Raw genomic sequence first — 18,642 nt, forward strand, 5'->3', positions numbered from 1 at the left:
GCCACCTAGTTCATCTTCTTAAAGCCCATCGTCGGAGCCCACTCGCGGAAGCACTGGCGGCAGAACATGATATTGTATCTTCGCACAAGACCCTGCTTACGTCCGCACATCTGGCATTTGTTGCTCCCGTAGCTGATTTTCTTCTGAGGAGCCTTTGTCTTATCCGCCATTATTCTACCACCTCGACATTGAAACGTTCCTTCATAAACGACATGGCTTCATCTTTCTTCACATGCTGTTTTGTCGGAAGCTTCATCTTCTGTGCAGCCCGCCGCGCAATCCTGACGCCTTTCTTCTCGATGACGACATTGATATCCATACCATAGATACCGATCTGCGGATCATAGGACTGGCCCGGGTAATCTGTGTGTTCTTCGATCCCAAAACCGAAGTTTCCATTCTGATCGAACCGGGTCGCATCGATCTTATTTCCAATGATATCAAGCGAGGTTTTCAGGAACGCTTCAGCCTTATCTCCTCTCAGGGTGAGTTTGCACCCCATTGACTGTCCTTTCCGAAGGCCAAAGGCAGGGACGGTACGCTTTGCGATGGTCCGGACGGATGTTGCGCCGCCGCAGATCTCCTTCATGAGCGCCTCTGCCTTCATCAGCTTGTCTCCGCCTTCACCGACACTCATATGGACAACGATCTTATCGACATAGAGCTCCTGCATCCCGGTCATACGGTAATCCCCCAAATACCAAGTGATGGCTCCTCGCGCCCGACCATAAAGATATACGGCTCGATCGTCTCGAATACCTCACCAGTTGAGAGTTCCTCAAGGCTGACACGGTTTGGGACACTTCCCTGCACCGGGATCACTTCACGAATCCTGGCTACCCTGCCGGAATGCTGGCCGCCAACGACCATTGCAACATTTCCGACTGCATAGGGGAAGTGATCGGTGATCTCAAAGCGGGAATCGGAATCGATGCCGAGTTTCAGAATGATCGAATCCTTCGGCCGGTAGGAGTTGTCAGCAACAAGATTTGCTCCGAAGAGGAGGTTTAACTGAACTTTTCCTCCGGGAAGGGTTGTCTTGTTTCTGATCTTTGAGATACGGATCTTTGCTGCCTCTGCATCAACCTCGGATGCTGCAAATCGTCCACGCTTGTCAAGGAGCATGATGTAATGCTTCCCGATGCGCGGGAACGAGATGATATCAAAGACTCCGATTCCAATATGTGGATCTGTACAGATCCTGCCATTCACCACAACCTGACGGTCATGAAGGATCTGTTTGACCTCCTTCATGTTTCTGGCAAGGTTCATGTGATCCCGCATCCAGACGGCAATCGGGAGCGCACCTGCATTGTGAGGTCCGGGAGCGGTTGCCGGGGAATAGGTACTGACTTTTCTTTCGATACTCCAGGAACCCGGAGCAACTATACGCTTCATATGTGCCATTATTCCTTCACCCCGAGACGTTCCGTGCGCTTTGGATCCTTCAGGTTAAGTTTTGTGATCATTACCTTTGAGGGATCGAGCGGGCGGGCAACTTCAGTGCCATCCGCTTTCTTCACGGTAACGCCATGAACCTGTATCGCTAAACGCTTCAAATCGATTCCATCGACAACACCGGTTTTTCCGGCATGCTCACCACGGAGCACCTTTACGGTATCTCCGGTTACAACCCTGAAGTGACGGCGGCCATGCTTTTCACGAAGCTCAGGTGAGAGCATCGCATGGAGAAGCGAACCACGGAGGTGAATCGGTGCATTGTACCGGATCTTCCGCTGTTTTCTTGGCTGACTGCTTGCTATTCGCACCATAAAGCACCTCAGATGATGATCGTCGCCATAGACGCGATCTTTGGGAACCGTGCGGCAACTTCACGTGCAACCGGGCCTTTAATCTCGGTACCACGGGGATCGCCATTTTCATTGATGAGAACCATTGCGTTCTCCTCGAATGAGACACGGAGGCCGCTTGGCCTTCTAAATTCTTTCTTCTGCCGTACTACAACTGCTTTGACGAGTTTTTTGCGCATGTCGGGAGTCCCTTTCTTGACAGAGACGGTTGCAATATCGCCAAGCCCGAGTTTGGGCTGACGCCTTCGCACACCATGGTATCCGTCAACCGAGATAACCTCGACAACACGCGCACCGGTGTTATCAGCACAGACCATACGCGACCCGGTCTGGAGTGCGCGCGGGATTTTCGATCCTAGCGCCCTCATGCTGATTTCACCTCAACAACGACGAAATGCGTCGTCTTGTTCAGAGGCCTGCACTCCGCTACCTTCACCTCGTCTCCAACCTTCACATGAAGGCAGGGGGCGATATGGGCATGGAGCTTGGAAGAGCGCTTCTCATACCGATCGTACTTCCTGATGAAGTGCAGGTATTCGCGCTCGACCACAACAGTCCCTTTCATCTTCTCGCTCACGACTTTGCCGGTAATCACCTGGCCGCGCACCGGCAAAGTGCCATGAAACGGGCAATCATCTTCGTTGCATTCCTGTGTTGGGAGTGCAACATTCAACCCAATGTTTCGTGCCATTAACAACCCTCATTTTCTGATGCGCATGGTGATCCGCTTCTCGGGCCGGCCGATAATCGTCGACCCGGAGAGTTCCACCTGCACCCTGTCCGGGAGGGTAACCCGGAATATAGTATGTTTCTTCGGAACATGCTTTAATCCGACGGGTGTCAGGATTGAAATCATGCTCTTCGTCTCATCGACGATCATACCCGATATTCCCTCCTGGGCAGGGTTTGTCGCATGCACAACCAGAACGTTCCGTCCGATGAACTCGTGACGAAGAACGTTTTCTGGCGTGATCATACACTTCTTCTCTTATTCTGCTCGGTTTTTATCCGGGCGATGGTTCTTCGGAGTTCGCGGATCTGGCCCGGGTTATCCGGGGCACCGCCAGCACTGACCTTACCGTACTGCTGAATGAGTTCGGTTCTGAGTTTGCTCTCCTGTTCGATCAGTTCGACATCCGAAAACTCTGCCACTTCACGAGCGCGGAAGATTGCCATCAGAGATCCTCCCTCTCATATACGTCTTCTGGTGAGGAGACTGACTCGAGTTCGCGATCGATATCGTCACCAATATCGCCGACATCCTCAACAATAATCTCCTGCGGCTCTGGTGGAGCTGCGGGCGGAACAATTTCAAAGTGGTCAGGAATACGTGCACCTGGTGGAATGAGTTTCACCTGGACACCGATGGTGCCGAGTTTTTTGATCGCCACTGCATATCCGGTCTCGACGATGCTGATTGCAGGCTCGCCGGAGTGTTTGATGTATCCTTCAACAAACTTCTGCACACGGGAACGTGATCCGGTCAGTTTTCCTGCGATGATCACTTCACACCCAAGGGCACCGGATTCCATCACACGGCGGATAACGCTTGTTCCGGCCTTCCTGAAGTACCAGCCGCGTTCAAGAGCATTTGCGAGCCTTTCTGCGAGAATCTGCGCATTCAGGTTGGGGTTTTCGACCTGTTGAACCTCCACCTGTGGAGACTCAATGCCATAGATTGTCTGGAGATCAGAGGTGATCTGACGGACAAGCTTGCCACCTTTCCCGATAACAATACCGGGTTTCTCGGCAAAGATTGCAACCTGGGTTCCGATTGGAGTCCTGAAGATATCCATGCCTCCGTACCCTGCTCTCTTCAGCTCTTTCCGTAAGAACGCTTCAACACGGACCTTCCGGACGCCTTCTGAGATGAACTTCTTTTCTCCTGACATTATTCCTCAACCTCCCTCACAATCACTTCGATAGTGACGGTTTCACGGGCTTTCGGAGTCGCACGCCCCATTGCACGGGGGAAGATAGCTTTCATGGATCGGCCCCTGTTTGCTGCGGCATGGACGATCTCGAGGTTTTCTGTTGAAAGCCCGGCATATTCTGCATTCTTCTTCACCGATTCAAGGAGGCGGATGTACTCGTGTGATGCCTTCACCGGGAAACGGCCCTGACATACAACGCCTGTGAGGCTCTTCTGGTGAGCAACATTATGCTTAAACCGCCTGAAGGGGATCGCTTTCTTCTTCGCGACAACCTGATGCAGGTACTCAAGTGCTGAATCAACATCCTTGTGCCTGATGAAGTTCGCAATCTCAATGGCGTGTTTTGGGGAGCAGTTCAGCTCGTTTGCTTTGGCTCGTGCGATGTTCTCGCCTTCGAGCTTCATGATATAATCTGTTCGTGCCATAGAGATCACTTCAGGGGAACGTACTTACTCGACCGGGTTGCACCGATACCGGCACTTCCGTGTGAGATCTTCCGCCGGGTCTGGGCAAACTCTCCAAGATAATGGAAGACACCCTCAACCGGGATTTCGACCCGCTGAAACTCTTTTCCAGTGTAAATCTCGATCGTCTTTCCAACCATTTCCGGGAGAATGACCATCGCACGGCTGTGCGTTCTGATCTTCTCATCGCCGGAACGGATCTTCTCAAGGAGGTTCTCTTCATCCCGGGTCAGTCCACGCTGCATCTTCCTTCGGGCGCGGCATGGCATGATCGGAATGAGATCATTGATCGACATCTCCTGGAGGGCTGGAATTGTATACCCATGATAGGTAAACTCCTCACGCCGTCTCGGCATTCGCTTAACTTGTTTCTTTGCCATATCCGATCACCTCTTGTATCCGGTTCTCCGTGCGGCAACATGTCCGACCTTCCGCCCTGGCGGTGTGCCACGCGATACGGTCTTTGGCCTTCCGGGATGCTGGTGCCCACCGCCACCAAATGGGTGGTCGATGACGTTCATTGCAACACCACGGACACGTGGCCACCGGGTTGCCTGTGATTTTACTTTGTGGAAGACTTTTCCGGCCTTCACATAGGGCTTCTCACTTCTGCCGCCACCTGCAACAATGCCGATGGTAGCACGGCAGTGGCTGTTGAACCATTTGATTGCCCCGCTTGGCATCCGGATGCCAACCCGATCTTCGGATTTTCCGATGACCTGTGCCTGAACACCGCTTGAGCGGACGAACTTGCCGCCGTCATTTGGACGTGCTTCGACGTTGCAGACCGCAGCTCCTGTCGGGATATCCCGGAGAAGGAGGGTGTTTCCGTTTCTTACTGCTGCATCGGATCCAATCTCAATGACATCGTCAACTCCCATGCCTTCGGTGACAAGAAGATACGTCTTCTCACCATCTTCAAGGGCAACACGGGCAATTGGTGCATGGCGTGCCGGATCGTGTTCGATATCGATGATCGTTCCACGAACCGTCTTATCGCCGGTGCCGGGATGCTTGAGATCTGATTTGTACTTGTGTGATGGGGCGCGGTACGAAGGGCCTCCCTTACCACGCGCCTGACTGCTGATTCTATGTCCCATCTCAAATCACCTACACGATTCCAAGACGGCTCAGGATTTCTTCTGCGGCTCTGTCATCTTCAAAGCTCACAATGGCCTTCTTGGTTCCTTTATTCGTCATCAGGGTCCGGACCTCGGTGACGGCCTTTCCAAATGTCTTCTCGATGTCACGAGAGATCATCTCCTTGTTGGCCTCTTTTCTGACGATGAAGACGAGTTTGTTCTCGTTTTCGAGGATCGCCATTGCCTTTTCCGTAACAGAAGGATGATTCAGAACCATCTCAGTTCACCTCCGATAGCTGCTTCAGTGCCGATTCAGTCCAGACGGTGAGGCGTCCTGCATGGGTACCCGGAGCGAGGAGTTCGGCATTGAGTTCATGAACAGATACCGAGTCAACACCGGGAAGGTTGGCTGCTGCACGGAGGGGAGTCTCTGAAGTGACGATTAAGAGGCTCTTCCTCTGTTTCATTCCCCTTCCACGAAGGTTGCCACGGCCCGGCTTTCTGTTTCTGCTGAGCTTTGATCTGATCACATCGCCCATCAGGCCAAGTGATTCAAGGACAGCGATGACTTCGGCTGTGCGCTCGATCTTCTCAAAAGAGTCATCAACGACCGAGATAACATCCTGCTCAAAGAGGTGTCCGCGTGCCCTGACAAGGTCGGGATTTGCCGTTGCTGCTATGGCTGAACGGATGGCGATTACCTTCTCTTTCTTATTGATCTTCTCGACCAGGTGTTTCGCGGTAACCGGTGGGTGGCATGCCCTGCCGCCACGGGTCTGTGGAACTTTCGCTGCACGTGAGCCGTTTTTGATACGCGGGATCTGCGATTCACCCCTGCCTGAGCCCCAGCTTACCGCAGAGGTCCTCATTCCTGCAAAGGGATCGGTGCCATGTGGCTGGTACCGGGTGCTCTGAAGTGCCAGAACTGCCCGCTTGATGATATCGGGACGGTAAGGTGTGCTGAAAGTATCCGGAAGGTCAATCTCCTTCAGGGGCGAGCCATCTAGTGTTTTTACTGCTGCTTTCATCTCTCATTCACCCCTGCTTACTCTTCTGGCTGACATATTCGACAACCGGAACCCGTACCTGGTGTTCACCCAGACGGATTGCAGGCCGGAACCTGATGATCCGCTTTACCGGACCAGGGATTGAGCCTTTAATCAGGACATAGTTGTTCCTGACAAGCCCATAGTGAAGGAATCCGCCCTCGGGGTTGATCTCTTCTGTTTCCTGGCCGATCTTGATGATCCGCTTGTTATATTCTGTCCTCTGCTGGTATCCCATCTGACCGACGTTTGGCACCTGCCAGCGGACATGGTGGGGCGTCCATGGACCAAGGGTACCGATATGGCGTTCCTTCTTGCCACGGGAATGTTTCCGCTTCCTGAGGCTGATACCCCAGCGTTTCACAGCTCCCTGTGTCCCTTTGCCAGTCGTGATGGCAGTAATGTCGGCATATGCTCCCTCATTCAGAACTGAAGCAAAATCAACTTCAGTTCCAAGGAGGGATTGTGCATAGGCAAGACGCTCTGCCATTGAACCACCTGCAACACGGATCTCCATCAGATCCGGAACCTTCTTCGGAACACCGGAGATGATCTCGGGGGTGGTGTGCATCAGAAGCATAATCTCAACGACTGAATCGGCAGAAACCGCTTCATTGATCGCGTTGAGTGTTCCCTCGCGATCGTGGTTCTTCGGCATCGTGATCCTGCCTGCGAGGGTTTCGCTCAGTGAGTCTGCCCAGACTTCGGTCATGGGGTGTTTCCCATAGGTATCTTTGCGGTACGCGCGGATGGCGGCAACCTTCATTGACGGAACCTCAACAACCGTAACAGGGGTCATGATATCCTTCCCCTCGCTTGGGCTGCTCTTGTGGTCGTCAACCATGATGACATGGGTCATGCCAACCTTATACCCTGCAAATCCCTGTAATACCGGTGAACCGGAATATTCTGGCCAGGATTTGTACTTTGGAACTTCACTCTTTGCTCGTTTCCTTGGGCTGAATGCAAGTGAACCTGAGCGTGGCCTGTGAGTTTTCGGCATGTATTCTTCAATCCTTCAAGTCTATCTATCTGGACTTTATCTGAAAAGTCCATCCTGCACCGCTCTATCACCCCAATGGGGACAGATGAGCGGGATACGTTGGTAGGAACAGTATGGGAAGAGATCTGGCACCTGACGATTGAGCATGGATGAAAAATGCCATCTACGGAATATTCCTTCCGGAGATCTCAATTTCTCCTCAGAACGGAGTTGTTCTGCTCGTATTATCAGGTTATTTTTTCTCTCTAAGAGTTCCTGACCCATACCGCGCTTCCCGGATGATCGGGAAATGGGCTCGACGATGCGTTGGCCCGGCGCGTGTAATCAGACCTGCTTATGGTCGTCTCGTTGCGAATTATTCGCAACATTCATCAACCTGCCATCAAGACAGCAGGATGAATGATCTCTTCGCGCAGATGAATCCGGTGATAGTACCCGGTCCATTCTGTGACAGCCTGATCCGGCTCCCTATACTATTGACAGGAAGAGATTATAAAGATAATGAAGAACGGGGAATGAACCGACCAGGCTCATTCAAAGAAGAGGTCTCCTTTATCGTTGATGTACACCTGTATCGTATCCTGAATATACCGGGCATGTATCTTATTGGGATTTGCATCTTTCACCCGGTTAATAAGAGTGACCGTGTCGTACCGGACTTTGATGCCACACCTCTCTGCCTCTTCATAGATAGTATTGATCGCTTCAAGCAGATCTTCTTCTGCTGTTATGGTGCAGAGTTCCTGTGCATCAAGCGTGTTCACAAAATCAAGTGTCTCCCGTGCACGCCTGATATTCTCTGTTGCCGACTTCTCTATTGTACAGACATTTGCTTTTGAAGTATTGATCAGATCTGCGATCTGCTGCTGGGTCATTCCCTGTTTTCTGTACCTGAGTACTTCTTTCTGCCGCTCGGTGAGGAGGCCGTCTTTCATTAATGTACTATATTGCACCACAAGTTTAAACATTTTACCTTAACCGACTTTCTCACAGGTGATTCATTAAAAGCAGTTTCAAAATGTTTATATGCCTTTTTATCAAAAAAGGAAGTGTTCTCAAATTTTTTGAGAGGTGTAATTCTATGGTAGTAAAAGTAGGCATAGCAAAACTTGGCAATATCGCCTCCGGTGTCATGGCCGAGCTGCTCCTCGATGAGCGTGCAGACCGTGAAGACATGCAGACCTTCATGGCAACCTCCGGTACCAAACTTCAGCCCGAAGATATCGACCGTGTCGTCACCAACATGAAGGCATGGGGACCTGACTTCTGTGTCGTCGTCTCACCAAACGGTGTTCTTCCCGGACCAACCGGTGCACGTGAGGAGCTTGCAAAGGCAGGCATCCCCGTTGTCGTCATCACCGATGACATCACCACCAAGAAAGAGCAGTTCGATGCACTGAAGGCAAGCAGCTTCGGCTACATCATCATGAAGGCCGACGCAATGATCGGTGCCCGCCGTGAATTCCTTGACCCCGTCGAGATGGCTGACTACAACGGCAACCTCGTGAAGGTTCTTGCACTCACCGGCGCATTCACCAAACTCCAGGTGGAGCTCGACAAGGTCATCGACCAGGTGAAGGCAGGCAAGAAGGGTGCAGACCTCGTCCTTCCGAAGGTTGTCATGACCTCCGACAAGGCAGTTGAGGGAGCATTTGTGAACCCCTATGCAATGGCAAAGGCACGTGCAGCATATGAGATTGCACAGTCTGTTGCAGGCGTCAATGTGAAGGGCTGTTTCATGACCAAGGAATGGGAGAAGTACATTCCAATCGTCTGTTCAGCACACGAAATGATGCGCCAGGCAGCTGTCCTCTGTGACGAGGCACGTGAGCTTGAGAAGGGAGCAGACTGCATCATCAGAAGCCCCCACAAGAAAGACGGCGTCATCGTCACCAAGACAAAGCTGATCAGCAAGCCAGAATAAACCCACTCTCTTTTTTTTCACTGACGCACTATCCAGAGCGTTGCTTCTACACCATAATCTGACATGGCAGCAATCATCTGGTATCCAGCATATCGAAATTGCCCGGATTAAAGAGAGATATTTTTACGGATATCCTCAGGCAGGGTCATAACAACCGGTTCCCGGCAGATCCGCTCCATAAAGGCTGAGTCACTGATGGATTTTGGATTTGGATTGATCCTTGCAATCATGGTACAGAACGCGCACATCCCATCATGGGCAAAATGACCGTTTTTCTGGAAGAATATACCCATATTGAATGCATACAGACCAAAAGACTTGTAGAGATCGATGATCCGCCTGATATCCCTCCCAAGAGTATCAGTCATGGTAAAGATATCTTCAAGAGTCCTGATCGGCAGTATTCCCCTGATCTCACACTCCCCTATTGGAACCGGGTTTGCGTACCAGAAGATCTCTTCACCAAACAGATGGCGGGAACCACCAGCCTCCTCATCACGGATATATTCCCAGTAATTTCCGGATGCAGTCTGTGCCGATGCCAGAAGATAGTCTGCACAGAGACTGACCGGCCGGTTGTCAGCCATTCCCTGCATATGAGGGTGGAGTATGCTCGCACCAGCAGATGGTAGGAAGTTCCAGTGGATCGATGGGTACCCGGGGTGATCCATGAGTGATTTGGCTGATCCGATGATTGCATCGGAGAGCTGGCGGGCTGAGAATGATTCGACCATATGTGCTTCTGTGATCACTGTCACGGTATGGCGATCGGCGAAGGGGTAGAGGTTTGGAAATGTCACACTCTCACCGGATTCAATCCAGGTGCCATCTGAAAAACCCGATGTCGCAGTAAAGATCTGTTCCCGGCAGAAAGGACATTCCGGGTCGTTATCCTGATGTGAAGGGGGAATGGCACCGGCGTTGATCCCTCGTGTTCCACGGAAAGGGCTGATCCTTGAGGAGATGCCTGTTGCGAATTCCGTCCTGTAACTGATCACAGAGCCAGGGACACGGATCTCTGTTGTGGAGAAGAACGACACGTTAAAAGGGTGATCAAAAGAAGCTAAAAAGGTTTTGAAAAAATTGTGAGAGAGGTATGAATATTCCTGTATCAGGAAGATTATACGACGTACTTGCCGAGGAGCCGGATCGAGTTGACCATGTCGGGTCCGAGTGGGGAGCCGAAGATGATCTGGGTGACACCGGATTTCGTTAAGTCCTCACACTTCTGTTTGACAATGTCAGGTGTGCCTGCAATGGTGAATGCGTCAATCTCACCATCGCCGACGAGCCCGCCGACCGTCTTGAAGTCGAATCTTGAGAGGGCTTCCTTGATCTTTGCGACATTGTTCAGGTCAAGACCGTGGCGCTCAAGGAGTGCGGGTGGCGATCCTGCGGCGATGAATGCGGCAACGATCTTTGCTGCATTGCGCGCCTTCTTCTCGCTCATGTCGATGGACATCGCGGTGTATGCACCGATATCGAATCCCTTCTTGCCGACTTTTTCGTTGGCGGCTTTGATGATCGGGATAGCAACTTCGAAGTCCTTGGGGTTTGATGCGTTGATAAGTGCACCATCTCCGATTGTGCCTGCAAGTTCAAGGACCTTCGGACCCTGTGCACCGATGTAGATCGGAATGCCCTTTTTGCCGGGAAGCTGGACACCGGTGAGTTTTGCACCATCATAGTCGAAGAACTCAAGACCGGTCTTCTTCACTTCTTCGCCGGAGCAAAGGGCTTTGATCTGAGTGACGGCTTCGTTCAGGCGAGCAACCGGCTTTGCAGGGTCGATTGCGAGTTTTGGGAGTGTTGACAGGTCACCAGGACCGATACCCAAAATTGCGCGTCCGTCTGAGATCTCGTTTAAGGTGCATATGAATGATGCCATCGCCGCTGGAGTGTCGGTGAAGGCGTTCATGATACCGGGACCAACCTTCAGTTCGGTTGTGGCAGCTGCAATTGCTCCGAGGATCGGGTAGCAGTGTCTGTTGTTGTAGTGGTTGGTAATCCAGGCATAGTCAATATCTTTCGTCTCTGCAAGTTTGCAGTAATTTACTACCTGTTTGACAGAGAGGTTTCCGGGGACGAATTCAATTCCATAGCTCAAGGTAAATTCACCTCAGTGAGTTGTTTCACACACACACTTATAATCATTATCATTTACCCCTGATACTGCTCCCACAGAAGGAAAATCCCTGTGCAAAATGGTCGGAAAAGTAGGTTTACGAGATAAAGATCTCAAGAACCCGGAGTGAAAGGCTTTATGTCTTCGGGATAATATGAGAATACCAGTACCATGGACGCCGGCACCCCGCTGCTCCATGCATTAATGGAATAATCAGATATGAAAGCACTTATCATCGGACTTGGTGGAGCCGGATCACGGATCACCGATATTCTCTATGATCACGACAGGAGGAGTGGAACCAGCAGTGTGCTGGCTGTTGCAATAGATACCGATCTCTCAAGCATAAAAGAACTGAACTACATCCCCCATACACAACGGATTGTTCTTCCTATGCTTGATAATAACACAGATCAAATTGATGGGGAGATCCTTGATGTTGCGGAGATGATCCAGCATATCCAGCAGTGCAGTACCGTTGAGATTGATGCAGTCATCATCTGCTCAGGACTTGGCGGAAGGCATGCCGGTGCCATCCCCCTGCTGGTCGGGAAGATCAGGGACTCGTTTTATGAACCGGTTGTCAGTATACTGACACTCCCCATGCGGGATGAGGGGAAACGGATCTCTGCTCGCGCAGCAGACCAGATCGAGGCGATTGAGCGTGTTGTTGACGGGTGTATCATCTTTGACAATGAAACCTGGTTCCGGAAGATTGCAACCGAACTCCTCAGGCTTGAACGGACAAACGAAGCCGGAGGAGAGGATCATGCGGGGAATGAGACATCAGATGGATATGAGATGATTGATGACGAACATCTCAGCAGGACTCCACTGAATCCACGCGAACGAAACGATCTTCTGAATGAGCGTATTGCCCGCCGGTTCGGGTTACTGCTCCGTGCCGGAGAGTTTGTCGAAGGCGGACGTCCGGTTGCAGAGGTGGTTCTGGATGCAGGCGAAGTGATCAATACCATCTCGGGCATGGGCATGGTTGCCATCGGGTACGCAACCGAGATGATCCCAAAACAGAAATTTTCACTCCTGAACAGACTGAAGAGAGACTATTCAGATTTTGAAGAGGGTCATCTCAGGGCATCACGGGTTGTTGAGCTTGCAAAGCGGGCGATCTACCAGGAGATATCAGTTCCCTGCGATCTTACCAGTGCGGATAAGGCACTCATACTGATCGCAGGACCATCTGAAGAGCTCTCGATGAAAGGCTTTCAGAATGTCAGGAAGTGGATTGACAGGAGTATCAGCGGCCTTGAGATGCGTGCCGGTGACTACCCGGTTCTGAGTACAAAATATGTCGGTGTGATCATCGTCCTTGCAGGTATCAAAAATATCCCGCGGATCCATGAGTTGAAAGAGATACGGGATACCTGCCGCGAGGAAGAGAGAGAGGAGAGGATGCGCGAGGAAGCCCTCAGGTTAGAGCAGGAGCAGTATATGCGGGAGAAAGAAGAGATGGAACGGGCAGCACGGGAACGGGCTGAACGTGCAGCCCTTCTCCAGAAAGACGATATCTGGGATGATGAAGAGGACGAGGTACAGTTTATCGCAAATGACGAAATCCCAATGGGCAGAGACGATCAAACCGGGATAGCCTTTGCAGCAGAAGAACAGAGACCGGGTGGATGGGAGATTATCTCCGGGGAAGGTCTGGTGAATGGGAATGAGGAGGTGATCCTTCCGGGACGCGGGGAGGGAAAGGTCGAGAAGAAACTCGCCCTCCCGGGAAGGCAGTCGAAAGAAGTGGCCGATATCTCGCGCCAGACGATGATAGGGGGACCGGTGAAGCCGAATGACCGGTCGATGGATGCCGGTGCCATCCGGATGAAGGATGCCCCGGCAGAAAAAGGGCGCTATGAAGTTGATCCCGCACAGGGTGCCTTCTCTCTCCCATCCAACGTCCGTGCACGGGACGATTCGTTTGAGGCAAAGGCAATCGCCCTGAAATCCCACTTCTCCCGTCCAAGCGATACCGCGTTTGAAGGAGGAGAGATCACCGTCAGGAGAGCCGCATCCCGGCCAAATGATGATGCGCTGATCGGACGCGGGCGTATTGGTTTCAGCAACACCGCGAGGCCCGATGATTCGGCATACATCGGTCGAACGGGATCGATCCAGGTTGGAAAACAGCCTGCACCTAAAGATGAGGTCTCAGGCGGCCGTGTCAACAGGAGTCTGCCCCGTCCGCGTGATGAGGTGAAGAGCCGCTCCAGGTTTGTGGCCATAGGTGGGAGTTCGTCAACAGAACAACAATCCGATGACGATGATGACGGGATCACCTGGATATAGAAGAGGAAGATAAGAAGTGGGTGCTCCTGTTCGCAAGGTCAGCACCAGTTTATTCTGAGAGGATCCGGGATATCGGGATTGTGCCTGCACCAATCTCTGTCTTCATTCTGATTCCGGATTCATATGCCCTGCCGATCAGGTTCATCCCGCTGTAGATGACAATGGATGACTGGTAGGGATCTTTTGGGACATTCAGAATCCCTGAACCTGCTGCAACCGGGAGATGGAAGCCGTTCTGCCTGAGTGACTCCATGATCTCGTCAGCCTTCTCCATTGCCGTTATCGGAATATTCCTGATATTGGCAAGGGCAACCCCGTCTCCGGTCCGGATTAGGTTGCCTATTGAGACCATCTCCGCATACAGGAAGAGCTGAAGCGGGTCGATCGTCGTGCCCTTATATCCGATGAGGTGGTTGAAACCCAGAGGAATTCGCTGTTTGTGGTTGAGACATCCCCCATATGCCATCCTGACAGGGATGCCGTTATGCTGGAAGATGCCATCCATCGTGATGCTGCAGACGGTCATGAAACCGGTATGGCCTTTTGGAACCCGTGGATCATTTGTTGTCTCGGCATAGGTCCCAAAGAAACCGATATCCGCAGAGATTGCCTCATCAAATGCTGAACGCACAGAATCAATATCCTCATTCCTCACATAGGAGAGGTTATAGGCGACATCGCCGGTGCATGTTGTCGGATCAAGAGTGCTCCTGAAGGCAAGCCTCTCCAGTCGTGAGATGACAAAACCGATCCGATCCCCGACAAGTGCGCTCTCGCTCTCGGCAATCCCGAGGTTGGTCAGGACACGCCCCCGGTTCCCTATCTTCCGGGTAAATCCGAGTTCATCGAGATGATGGAGATAGTACTGGACTGCCCGATCGGAGAGGATAAAACCCTGTTCGGCCATCCGCTCGGAGAGGTGTTTTGCACCCATTGGATCCCGTGAATCCCTGAGGATCCTGAGAATCTCAAGGCATTTGCGTTCCGTTCCGGGATCAGTCTCGCGCATGCACGATACCCCTGCTGTCCTGATAGCGGCCCGAATAGAGTTCATCCCCGCCACTGATTTCATGGAAGATCATCTGGACGATACGGGTGCTTTGGGGTACAAGAATATCCTCTCCACCCATGTTTGTGCAGCAGAGGGTGAGCTGCCCCCGGAATCCGGGGTCGACATACCCTGCGCCGAGGAGGAGACCCCGCCTTCCATAGGAAGAACGGCCTCTGAGGGTTGCGGCGAGATCTGAAGGCAGTTCAACCCATTCGAGGGTTGGAACGAGCGTACACTGACCCCGGATGAGATTCACTTCTTCTGCCACCCTGAGATCATAGGAGGCGGGCTGGAGGCAGGCGTCTTCAAAGGGACGAATTACCAGATCGCCGTCTCTGCTGTCATCACCAAGCCTCTTTCGGATCACTCCCGCTGATAACACCATATGATATCATATCGGCGGAAGAGATGAAAAAGAGTGGGGAATGAATGATGAGGCACGAGAGCACTCCAAGGGAGGTTTGTGGCACTCCCGGGTGAAGATGGGGGTGGATGCCCCTCTGCATTGAAATAGGATTTCGGCATATACTATATGGTAATCTGGATCTATGGGGTAGAGGATATCCTCTTGGGCTTCGAACCCAAGGACCCGGGTTCGATTCCCGGTGGATCCGTTCATTTTTCATTGATTTTGGAAGATCATTCAATTCGGATATATGCCTGATCGGGATCCTGACCTATCTCCACCATCATCTCAGTGGTGCTGTCAGGGGATCCCGATGCCGATGCATGTACCTTCACAAGACAAATACCTGAGAGCCCGGACACATCGATTGAGTACTGTTGGTTTTGGGATACCAGGGGGCCGGTATCAGAATAGATTATGCCTGCCACCGTCCAATCGTAGGGACCCATCATCAGGAATCTATCGTATACCATTGGATCGACGACCGTATACCTGACCAGTTGTGTTACCCTGTCACTCCCTCCATAGGTGAGATCCCATGCAATGGGGAGGATATCGGTTACCGGACCGGGCGCGGTTGACATGAGTCTTTCCACCTTAAGTTCATGGCGATCCAGCCCGATGACTGCTATCGGCGGTATCACGCTGATGAGGGTTGTCGGGAGGGTGAGAGTGTCTCCTTCGAACATGACCGATGCGGCAGGACCGAAGAGTTCGAAGGTTCCATCTTTGATGAGGCGGAGCTGATATTCCGCTTTCCAGAGATCATGGAGATAGATGGTGCCGATATCAAAGGAGAGTGTGTATGCAGGGGAATTCTCTGCCGGCGGGGTGATTCCGAGCCAGTCATTGGTCTGATCGATCTCCTGCGGATAGCCTTCAACCCATACGATCTCCCCTCCTTTCGTATTGTAGTGTGATACTGTTGTCTCTGGCACATACTCGAAGAGATCGCCTCCCTGATATACGGTCATGTTAATGACGATATTGTCATGGGAGAGATGAAGCGTGGTGTTTACCCCGGCTTCTGTAATCAGTTCACCGGCAATCTGCGTATAGACTGATGTCAGATCCTCTTCATTGCCTGCCCAGACATAGCTGCCGCCGGTTGCTTCCGAGAGGATGGTGACATCCTGCACCACCCTCGGGGCGAGGTCCGCAGCAAATCCGATAGTATACACCCGCACCTGTTCGTCCGGGGTGCCGCTCATCGCATAAACTGACATATTCTGGTTGGTATGCTGCCCGTCAAGAGAGACGGAGCCCTGCCGCCAGTCGTTGACTGGATACCGACGGTACCACCAGTATTCTGCACCCAATGTTCCTTTTGGATCAGGGAGATCGCTGTACCATTCATACCCCTCAGAGTAGAGGGTTGTCCCATAGCGTGTTGTTCGCACCTGACATTCACCAGGGCTGAATGAATACACAGAGCCACTCCATGGATATGCCGAACGTGCAATTCCATATGTGGTCTCATAACTCCGATCATAGACAGTTTTTTCCAGATCGGTATCAGGAAAACCAATTCCAATTGCGAGCGGAGAGCCATGGAGGTTCCAGTCTCCATCACCCATCAGGATCACCGCTTTGACTGCTCTTAGCCTTCCATCCTCTTTCAGGTGCCTGATGCCCTCATAATATCCCCCCCGCATAATCGTTGCGCCGCTTGCCGTCAGGCCATCGATTGCGGCGTTGACTGTGGCCGGATCATCAGTGAGCGGCTGGTGGATGGTGACAGCGGAGGAGAAGGATGCCACTGCCACCCTATCCCGTCCGGATTCGAGATCCATCTGCGCGACGAATTCTTTCGCTGCATTTCTTGCAGCTGTCATCCGGTTTGGCGATACATCCGTTCCCGCCATACTGCCTGATGTGTCGATAACAAGCACCACATCGACGGGATCCGGCTGGAGCGCCCACCCGTCCCCAATGATCGTCACCGTCACGGTGATCGTCTCGTTCACTGCGACCGTCTCCGGTTCGACCATCGTGCTGATGCTCAGGAAGGGATAGTTCTTCCAGGTTACAGAGACCGTCTTCTCCTCACCTTCCCAGACAGCTGCTATGACAGCGGTGCCGGTTGCGTTCTTACTATAACCGGGGTGATCCGGATCGGTTGTGAATCCTGATGGGGAGAACGTTACAATAGCAAGGCCATCATCATTTGTGACAGCTTCTGTTCCATCCAGTGATGCATCACTTGTTGTGATGTAGTCGCCGCAATCAACCGACTGGATAGAGAAGCTGACCGTCTCGCCGGGCACCGGGTTTCCCCGTGCATCGATCACCTTTGCCCGGATATCTGCGGTGATCCCTGAGTCCAGATCCGCACTTGGAATCACCTGAGGGTTTGCGGTCAGCAGCATCGCCACCGGTTCGGTATGGTAGAACTGCAGGGCTACAGTATCATGGACTGTCTCGTTATCAACGGCAGTGCAGGTGATCGTCACCTCCCCGACGGTGATGACCGGACCATAGCTGATCCGGATCTCCCCGGCACTGCTTGTGGAATACAATGCAGTGGTTGTTCCGGTGCCGGTGGTTGCGGTGAACTGAATATTCCTGTTCCCTGCACGATTTCCGTACTCATCATAGAATGTATAGAAGAGATCGATCTTTGATGCCCCATCTGCCGGAGCATACAGGGGGGATGCAGAGGGATCACGATGGACAGAGTGTGGGATCCCATCAGCAATTGCGGTGATTGTTATCCATCGGGACGGGATTTGCGGAGGAGATGGATCGATCAGGATGACATGATCAACAGGTTCTGTTTCGAGCCCGAGACTTGTATTCACAAATCCCTCTGCATCTACCGGGACAGAGACAGTTGCACCGTTTTCACCTGCACCCAGGAAAACTGCATTCCCTCCGGGCGATGTGACCGTCATCGTCACATACTCCGGAGAAAGAGAGAGAGCCGTTTCCCTCCGGTTATCAACGGAGTTTCCAAAGGCATCTATGAGCAGAAGAGAGATCGGCACTGTTGCGCCGACAGTCGCCTCCTGTGGATAGGAGGTATAATCGATTGCCACAGGTTCACCATGATCGACAGGCTGGATGAGCTGAGCTTCGATTGCTTCCATCTCATCCCCTGACGCATACAAGGCTTCGACCCTGATGGTGACATTTCCGCTTGTTGTACCGGGGAAAAAGGAGACTGTGCCCACCCCCGCACCATCAGTTGTGGGAGAGGGGTTTGTGAGAGATCCGGTATCTGGATCAAGGAGTGAGAAGGTGAGCAGAACACCGGGGAGCGGGACACTCTGGTTATAGACCACTGCCGTGAGTGTTGCAGGTGTGGATGATCCCGCCACCAGCCATTCCGTATCGGTTGTGATGACGATTTCATCAGGAAGAAGGGCTGCTGCCGGTGCTGCTCCGGCTGCTGCGATGATGAGAAGAAGAATGAGCAGCCGGGATGGTGAGTTCATAGCATAGATTCATCCATTCTCCTATTTAACTGCTCGCGATATAAAAGAGAGGATA

General features: G+C 52.2%; 23 protein-coding genes and 1 tRNA gene. 3 read left to right on the plus strand and 21 right to left on the minus strand.

Features of this window, described 5'->3' with window-relative positions:
- Positions 1 to 5: 5 nt before the first annotated feature.
- The 16 genes from ACYUBO_RS09670 to ACYUBO_RS09745 form a co-directional block, all read right to left on the minus strand.
- The gene (locus tag ACYUBO_RS09670; RefSeq protein ID WP_460373944.1) at positions 6 to 170 is read right to left on the minus strand and encodes a 30S ribosomal protein S14; all 165 of its coding nucleotides are present in this window, start codon (positions 168 to 170) and stop codon (positions 6 to 8) included.
- Positions 170 to 682: a 50S ribosomal protein L5 gene (locus tag ACYUBO_RS09675; protein ID WP_300328448.1), complete on the minus strand. Its 513-nt coding sequence runs from the start codon at positions 680 to 682 to the stop codon at positions 170 to 172. Before ACYUBO_RS09675 ends, ACYUBO_RS09670 begins: the two co-directional genes overlap by 1 nt.
- Positions 679 to 1,407, minus strand: coding sequence for a 30S ribosomal protein S4e (locus tag ACYUBO_RS09680; protein WP_460373946.1), 729 nt, complete (start codon positions 1,405 to 1,407; stop codon positions 679 to 681). The genes ACYUBO_RS09675 and ACYUBO_RS09680 overlap by 4 nt, the downstream gene beginning before the upstream one ends.
- Positions 1,407 to 1,772 (minus strand): 50S ribosomal protein L24, encoded by a 366-nt coding sequence (gene rplX, locus ACYUBO_RS09685; RefSeq protein WP_300328445.1) that lies wholly within the window; start codon positions 1,770 to 1,772, stop codon positions 1,407 to 1,409. Before rplX ends, ACYUBO_RS09680 begins: the two co-directional genes overlap by 1 nt.
- 8 nt (positions 1,773 to 1,780) lie before the next feature.
- Positions 1,781 to 2,179, minus strand: coding sequence for a 50S ribosomal protein L14 (locus ACYUBO_RS09690; RefSeq protein ID WP_300328442.1), 399 nt, complete (start codon positions 2,177 to 2,179; stop codon positions 1,781 to 1,783).
- On the minus strand, positions 2,176 to 2,502 hold the full coding sequence (locus ACYUBO_RS09695) for a 30S ribosomal protein S17 (protein ID WP_300328438.1): 327 nt from the start codon (positions 2,500 to 2,502) through the stop codon (positions 2,176 to 2,178). Before ACYUBO_RS09695 ends, ACYUBO_RS09690 begins: the two co-directional genes overlap by 4 nt.
- Positions 2,503 to 2,511: 9 nt before the next feature.
- Entirely contained in the window at positions 2,512 to 2,787 is a 276-nt protein-coding gene (locus tag ACYUBO_RS09700) for a ribonuclease P protein component 1 (RefSeq protein WP_460373949.1), read from the minus strand.
- Positions 2,784 to 2,987 (minus strand): 50S ribosomal protein L29, encoded by a 204-nt coding sequence (rpmC, locus tag ACYUBO_RS09705; protein ID WP_300328429.1) that lies wholly within the window; start codon positions 2,985 to 2,987, stop codon positions 2,784 to 2,786. Before rpmC ends, ACYUBO_RS09700 begins: the two co-directional genes overlap by 4 nt.
- Entirely contained in the window at positions 2,987 to 3,703 is a 717-nt protein-coding gene (locus ACYUBO_RS09710) for a 30S ribosomal protein S3 (protein ID WP_460373952.1), read from the minus strand. The genes rpmC and ACYUBO_RS09710 overlap by 1 nt, the downstream gene beginning before the upstream one ends.
- Entirely contained in the window at positions 3,703 to 4,170 is a 468-nt protein-coding gene (locus tag ACYUBO_RS09715) for a 50S ribosomal protein L22 (protein WP_300328422.1), read from the minus strand. Before ACYUBO_RS09715 ends, ACYUBO_RS09710 begins: the two co-directional genes overlap by 1 nt.
- 5 nt (positions 4,171 to 4,175) lie before the next feature.
- Positions 4,176 to 4,589: a 30S ribosomal protein S19 gene (locus tag ACYUBO_RS09720; protein ID WP_300328418.1), complete on the minus strand. Its 414-nt coding sequence runs from the start codon at positions 4,587 to 4,589 to the stop codon at positions 4,176 to 4,178.
- A gap of 6 nt (positions 4,590 to 4,595) precedes the next feature.
- The gene (locus ACYUBO_RS09725) at positions 4,596 to 5,309 is read right to left on the minus strand and encodes a 50S ribosomal protein L2 (RefSeq protein ID WP_300328415.1); all 714 of its coding nucleotides are present in this window, start codon (positions 5,307 to 5,309) and stop codon (positions 4,596 to 4,598) included.
- Positions 5,310 to 5,319: 10 nt separating this feature from the next.
- The gene (locus tag ACYUBO_RS09730) at positions 5,320 to 5,568 is read right to left on the minus strand and encodes a 50S ribosomal protein L23 (protein WP_300328412.1); all 249 of its coding nucleotides are present in this window, start codon (positions 5,566 to 5,568) and stop codon (positions 5,320 to 5,322) included.
- Between the two features lies 1 nt (position 5,569).
- Positions 5,570 to 6,319, minus strand: coding sequence for a 50S ribosomal protein L4 (gene rpl4p, locus ACYUBO_RS09735; protein ID WP_300328409.1), 750 nt, complete (start codon positions 6,317 to 6,319; stop codon positions 5,570 to 5,572).
- Between the two features lie 7 nt (positions 6,320 to 6,326).
- A complete protein-coding gene (locus ACYUBO_RS09740) occupies positions 6,327 to 7,340 on the minus strand; it encodes a 50S ribosomal protein L3 (RefSeq protein ID WP_300328406.1) in 1,014 nt (337 codons plus the stop codon).
- Positions 7,341 to 7,870: 530 nt separating this feature from the next.
- Positions 7,871 to 8,275, minus strand: a complete 405-nt coding sequence (locus ACYUBO_RS09745; protein ID WP_300328403.1) for a Tfx family DNA-binding protein — start codon at positions 8,273 to 8,275, stop codon at positions 7,871 to 7,873.
- Between the two features lie 146 nt (positions 8,276 to 8,421).
- Here ACYUBO_RS09745 and ACYUBO_RS09750 point away from each other — a divergent pair, with 146 nt between their 5' ends.
- Complete coding sequence (locus ACYUBO_RS09750; protein ID WP_460373957.1) at positions 8,422 to 9,264, plus strand: F420-dependent methylenetetrahydromethanopterin dehydrogenase; 843 nt, start codon at positions 8,422 to 8,424, stop codon at positions 9,262 to 9,264.
- Between the two features lie 107 nt (positions 9,265 to 9,371).
- On the opposite strand, the gene ACYUBO_RS09755 is transcribed toward ACYUBO_RS09750, so the two are convergent.
- Both ACYUBO_RS09755 and ACYUBO_RS09760 read right to left on the minus strand, forming a co-directional pair.
- A complete protein-coding gene (locus ACYUBO_RS09755) occupies positions 9,372 to 10,304 on the minus strand; it encodes a galactose-1-phosphate uridylyltransferase (protein ID WP_460373959.1) in 933 nt (310 codons plus the stop codon).
- Between the two features lie 80 nt (positions 10,305 to 10,384).
- On the minus strand, positions 10,385 to 11,371 hold the full coding sequence (locus ACYUBO_RS09760) for a 5,10-methylenetetrahydromethanopterin reductase (RefSeq protein WP_300334264.1): 987 nt from the start codon (positions 11,369 to 11,371) through the stop codon (positions 10,385 to 10,387).
- Between the two features lie 237 nt (positions 11,372 to 11,608).
- On the opposite strand from ACYUBO_RS09760, the gene ACYUBO_RS09765 reads away from it, so the two are divergent.
- The gene (locus ACYUBO_RS09765; RefSeq protein ID WP_460373962.1) at positions 11,609 to 13,693 is read left to right on the plus strand and encodes a tubulin/FtsZ family protein; all 2,085 of its coding nucleotides are present in this window, start codon (positions 11,609 to 11,611) and stop codon (positions 13,691 to 13,693) included.
- A gap of 49 nt (positions 13,694 to 13,742) precedes the next feature.
- Here the strand turns inward: ACYUBO_RS09765 and ACYUBO_RS09770 are convergent, their stop codons facing one another.
- Together ACYUBO_RS09770 and ACYUBO_RS09775 are read right to left on the minus strand one after the other, a co-directional pair.
- On the minus strand, positions 13,743 to 14,702 hold the full coding sequence (locus ACYUBO_RS09770; RefSeq protein ID WP_460373964.1) for a DUF128 domain-containing protein: 960 nt from the start codon (positions 14,700 to 14,702) through the stop codon (positions 13,743 to 13,745).
- The gene (locus ACYUBO_RS09775) at positions 14,689 to 15,129 is read right to left on the minus strand and encodes a dCTP deaminase (RefSeq protein ID WP_460373965.1); all 441 of its coding nucleotides are present in this window, start codon (positions 15,127 to 15,129) and stop codon (positions 14,689 to 14,691) included. Before ACYUBO_RS09775 ends, ACYUBO_RS09770 begins: the two co-directional genes overlap by 14 nt.
- A gap of 157 nt (positions 15,130 to 15,286) precedes the next feature.
- Between ACYUBO_RS09775 and ACYUBO_RS09780 the strand changes: the two genes are divergently transcribed.
- A tRNA-Arg gene (locus ACYUBO_RS09780) sits at positions 15,287 to 15,358 on the plus strand.
- A gap of 25 nt (positions 15,359 to 15,383) precedes the next feature.
- Here the strand turns inward: ACYUBO_RS09780 and ACYUBO_RS09785 are convergent.
- Positions 15,384 to 18,587, minus strand: coding sequence for a VWA domain-containing protein (locus ACYUBO_RS09785; protein ID WP_460373967.1), 3,204 nt, complete (start codon positions 18,585 to 18,587; stop codon positions 15,384 to 15,386).
- Positions 18,588 to 18,642: the final 55 nt, after the last annotated feature.

It is taken from the genome of Methanocalculus sp. MC3 (assembly GCF_054767395.1).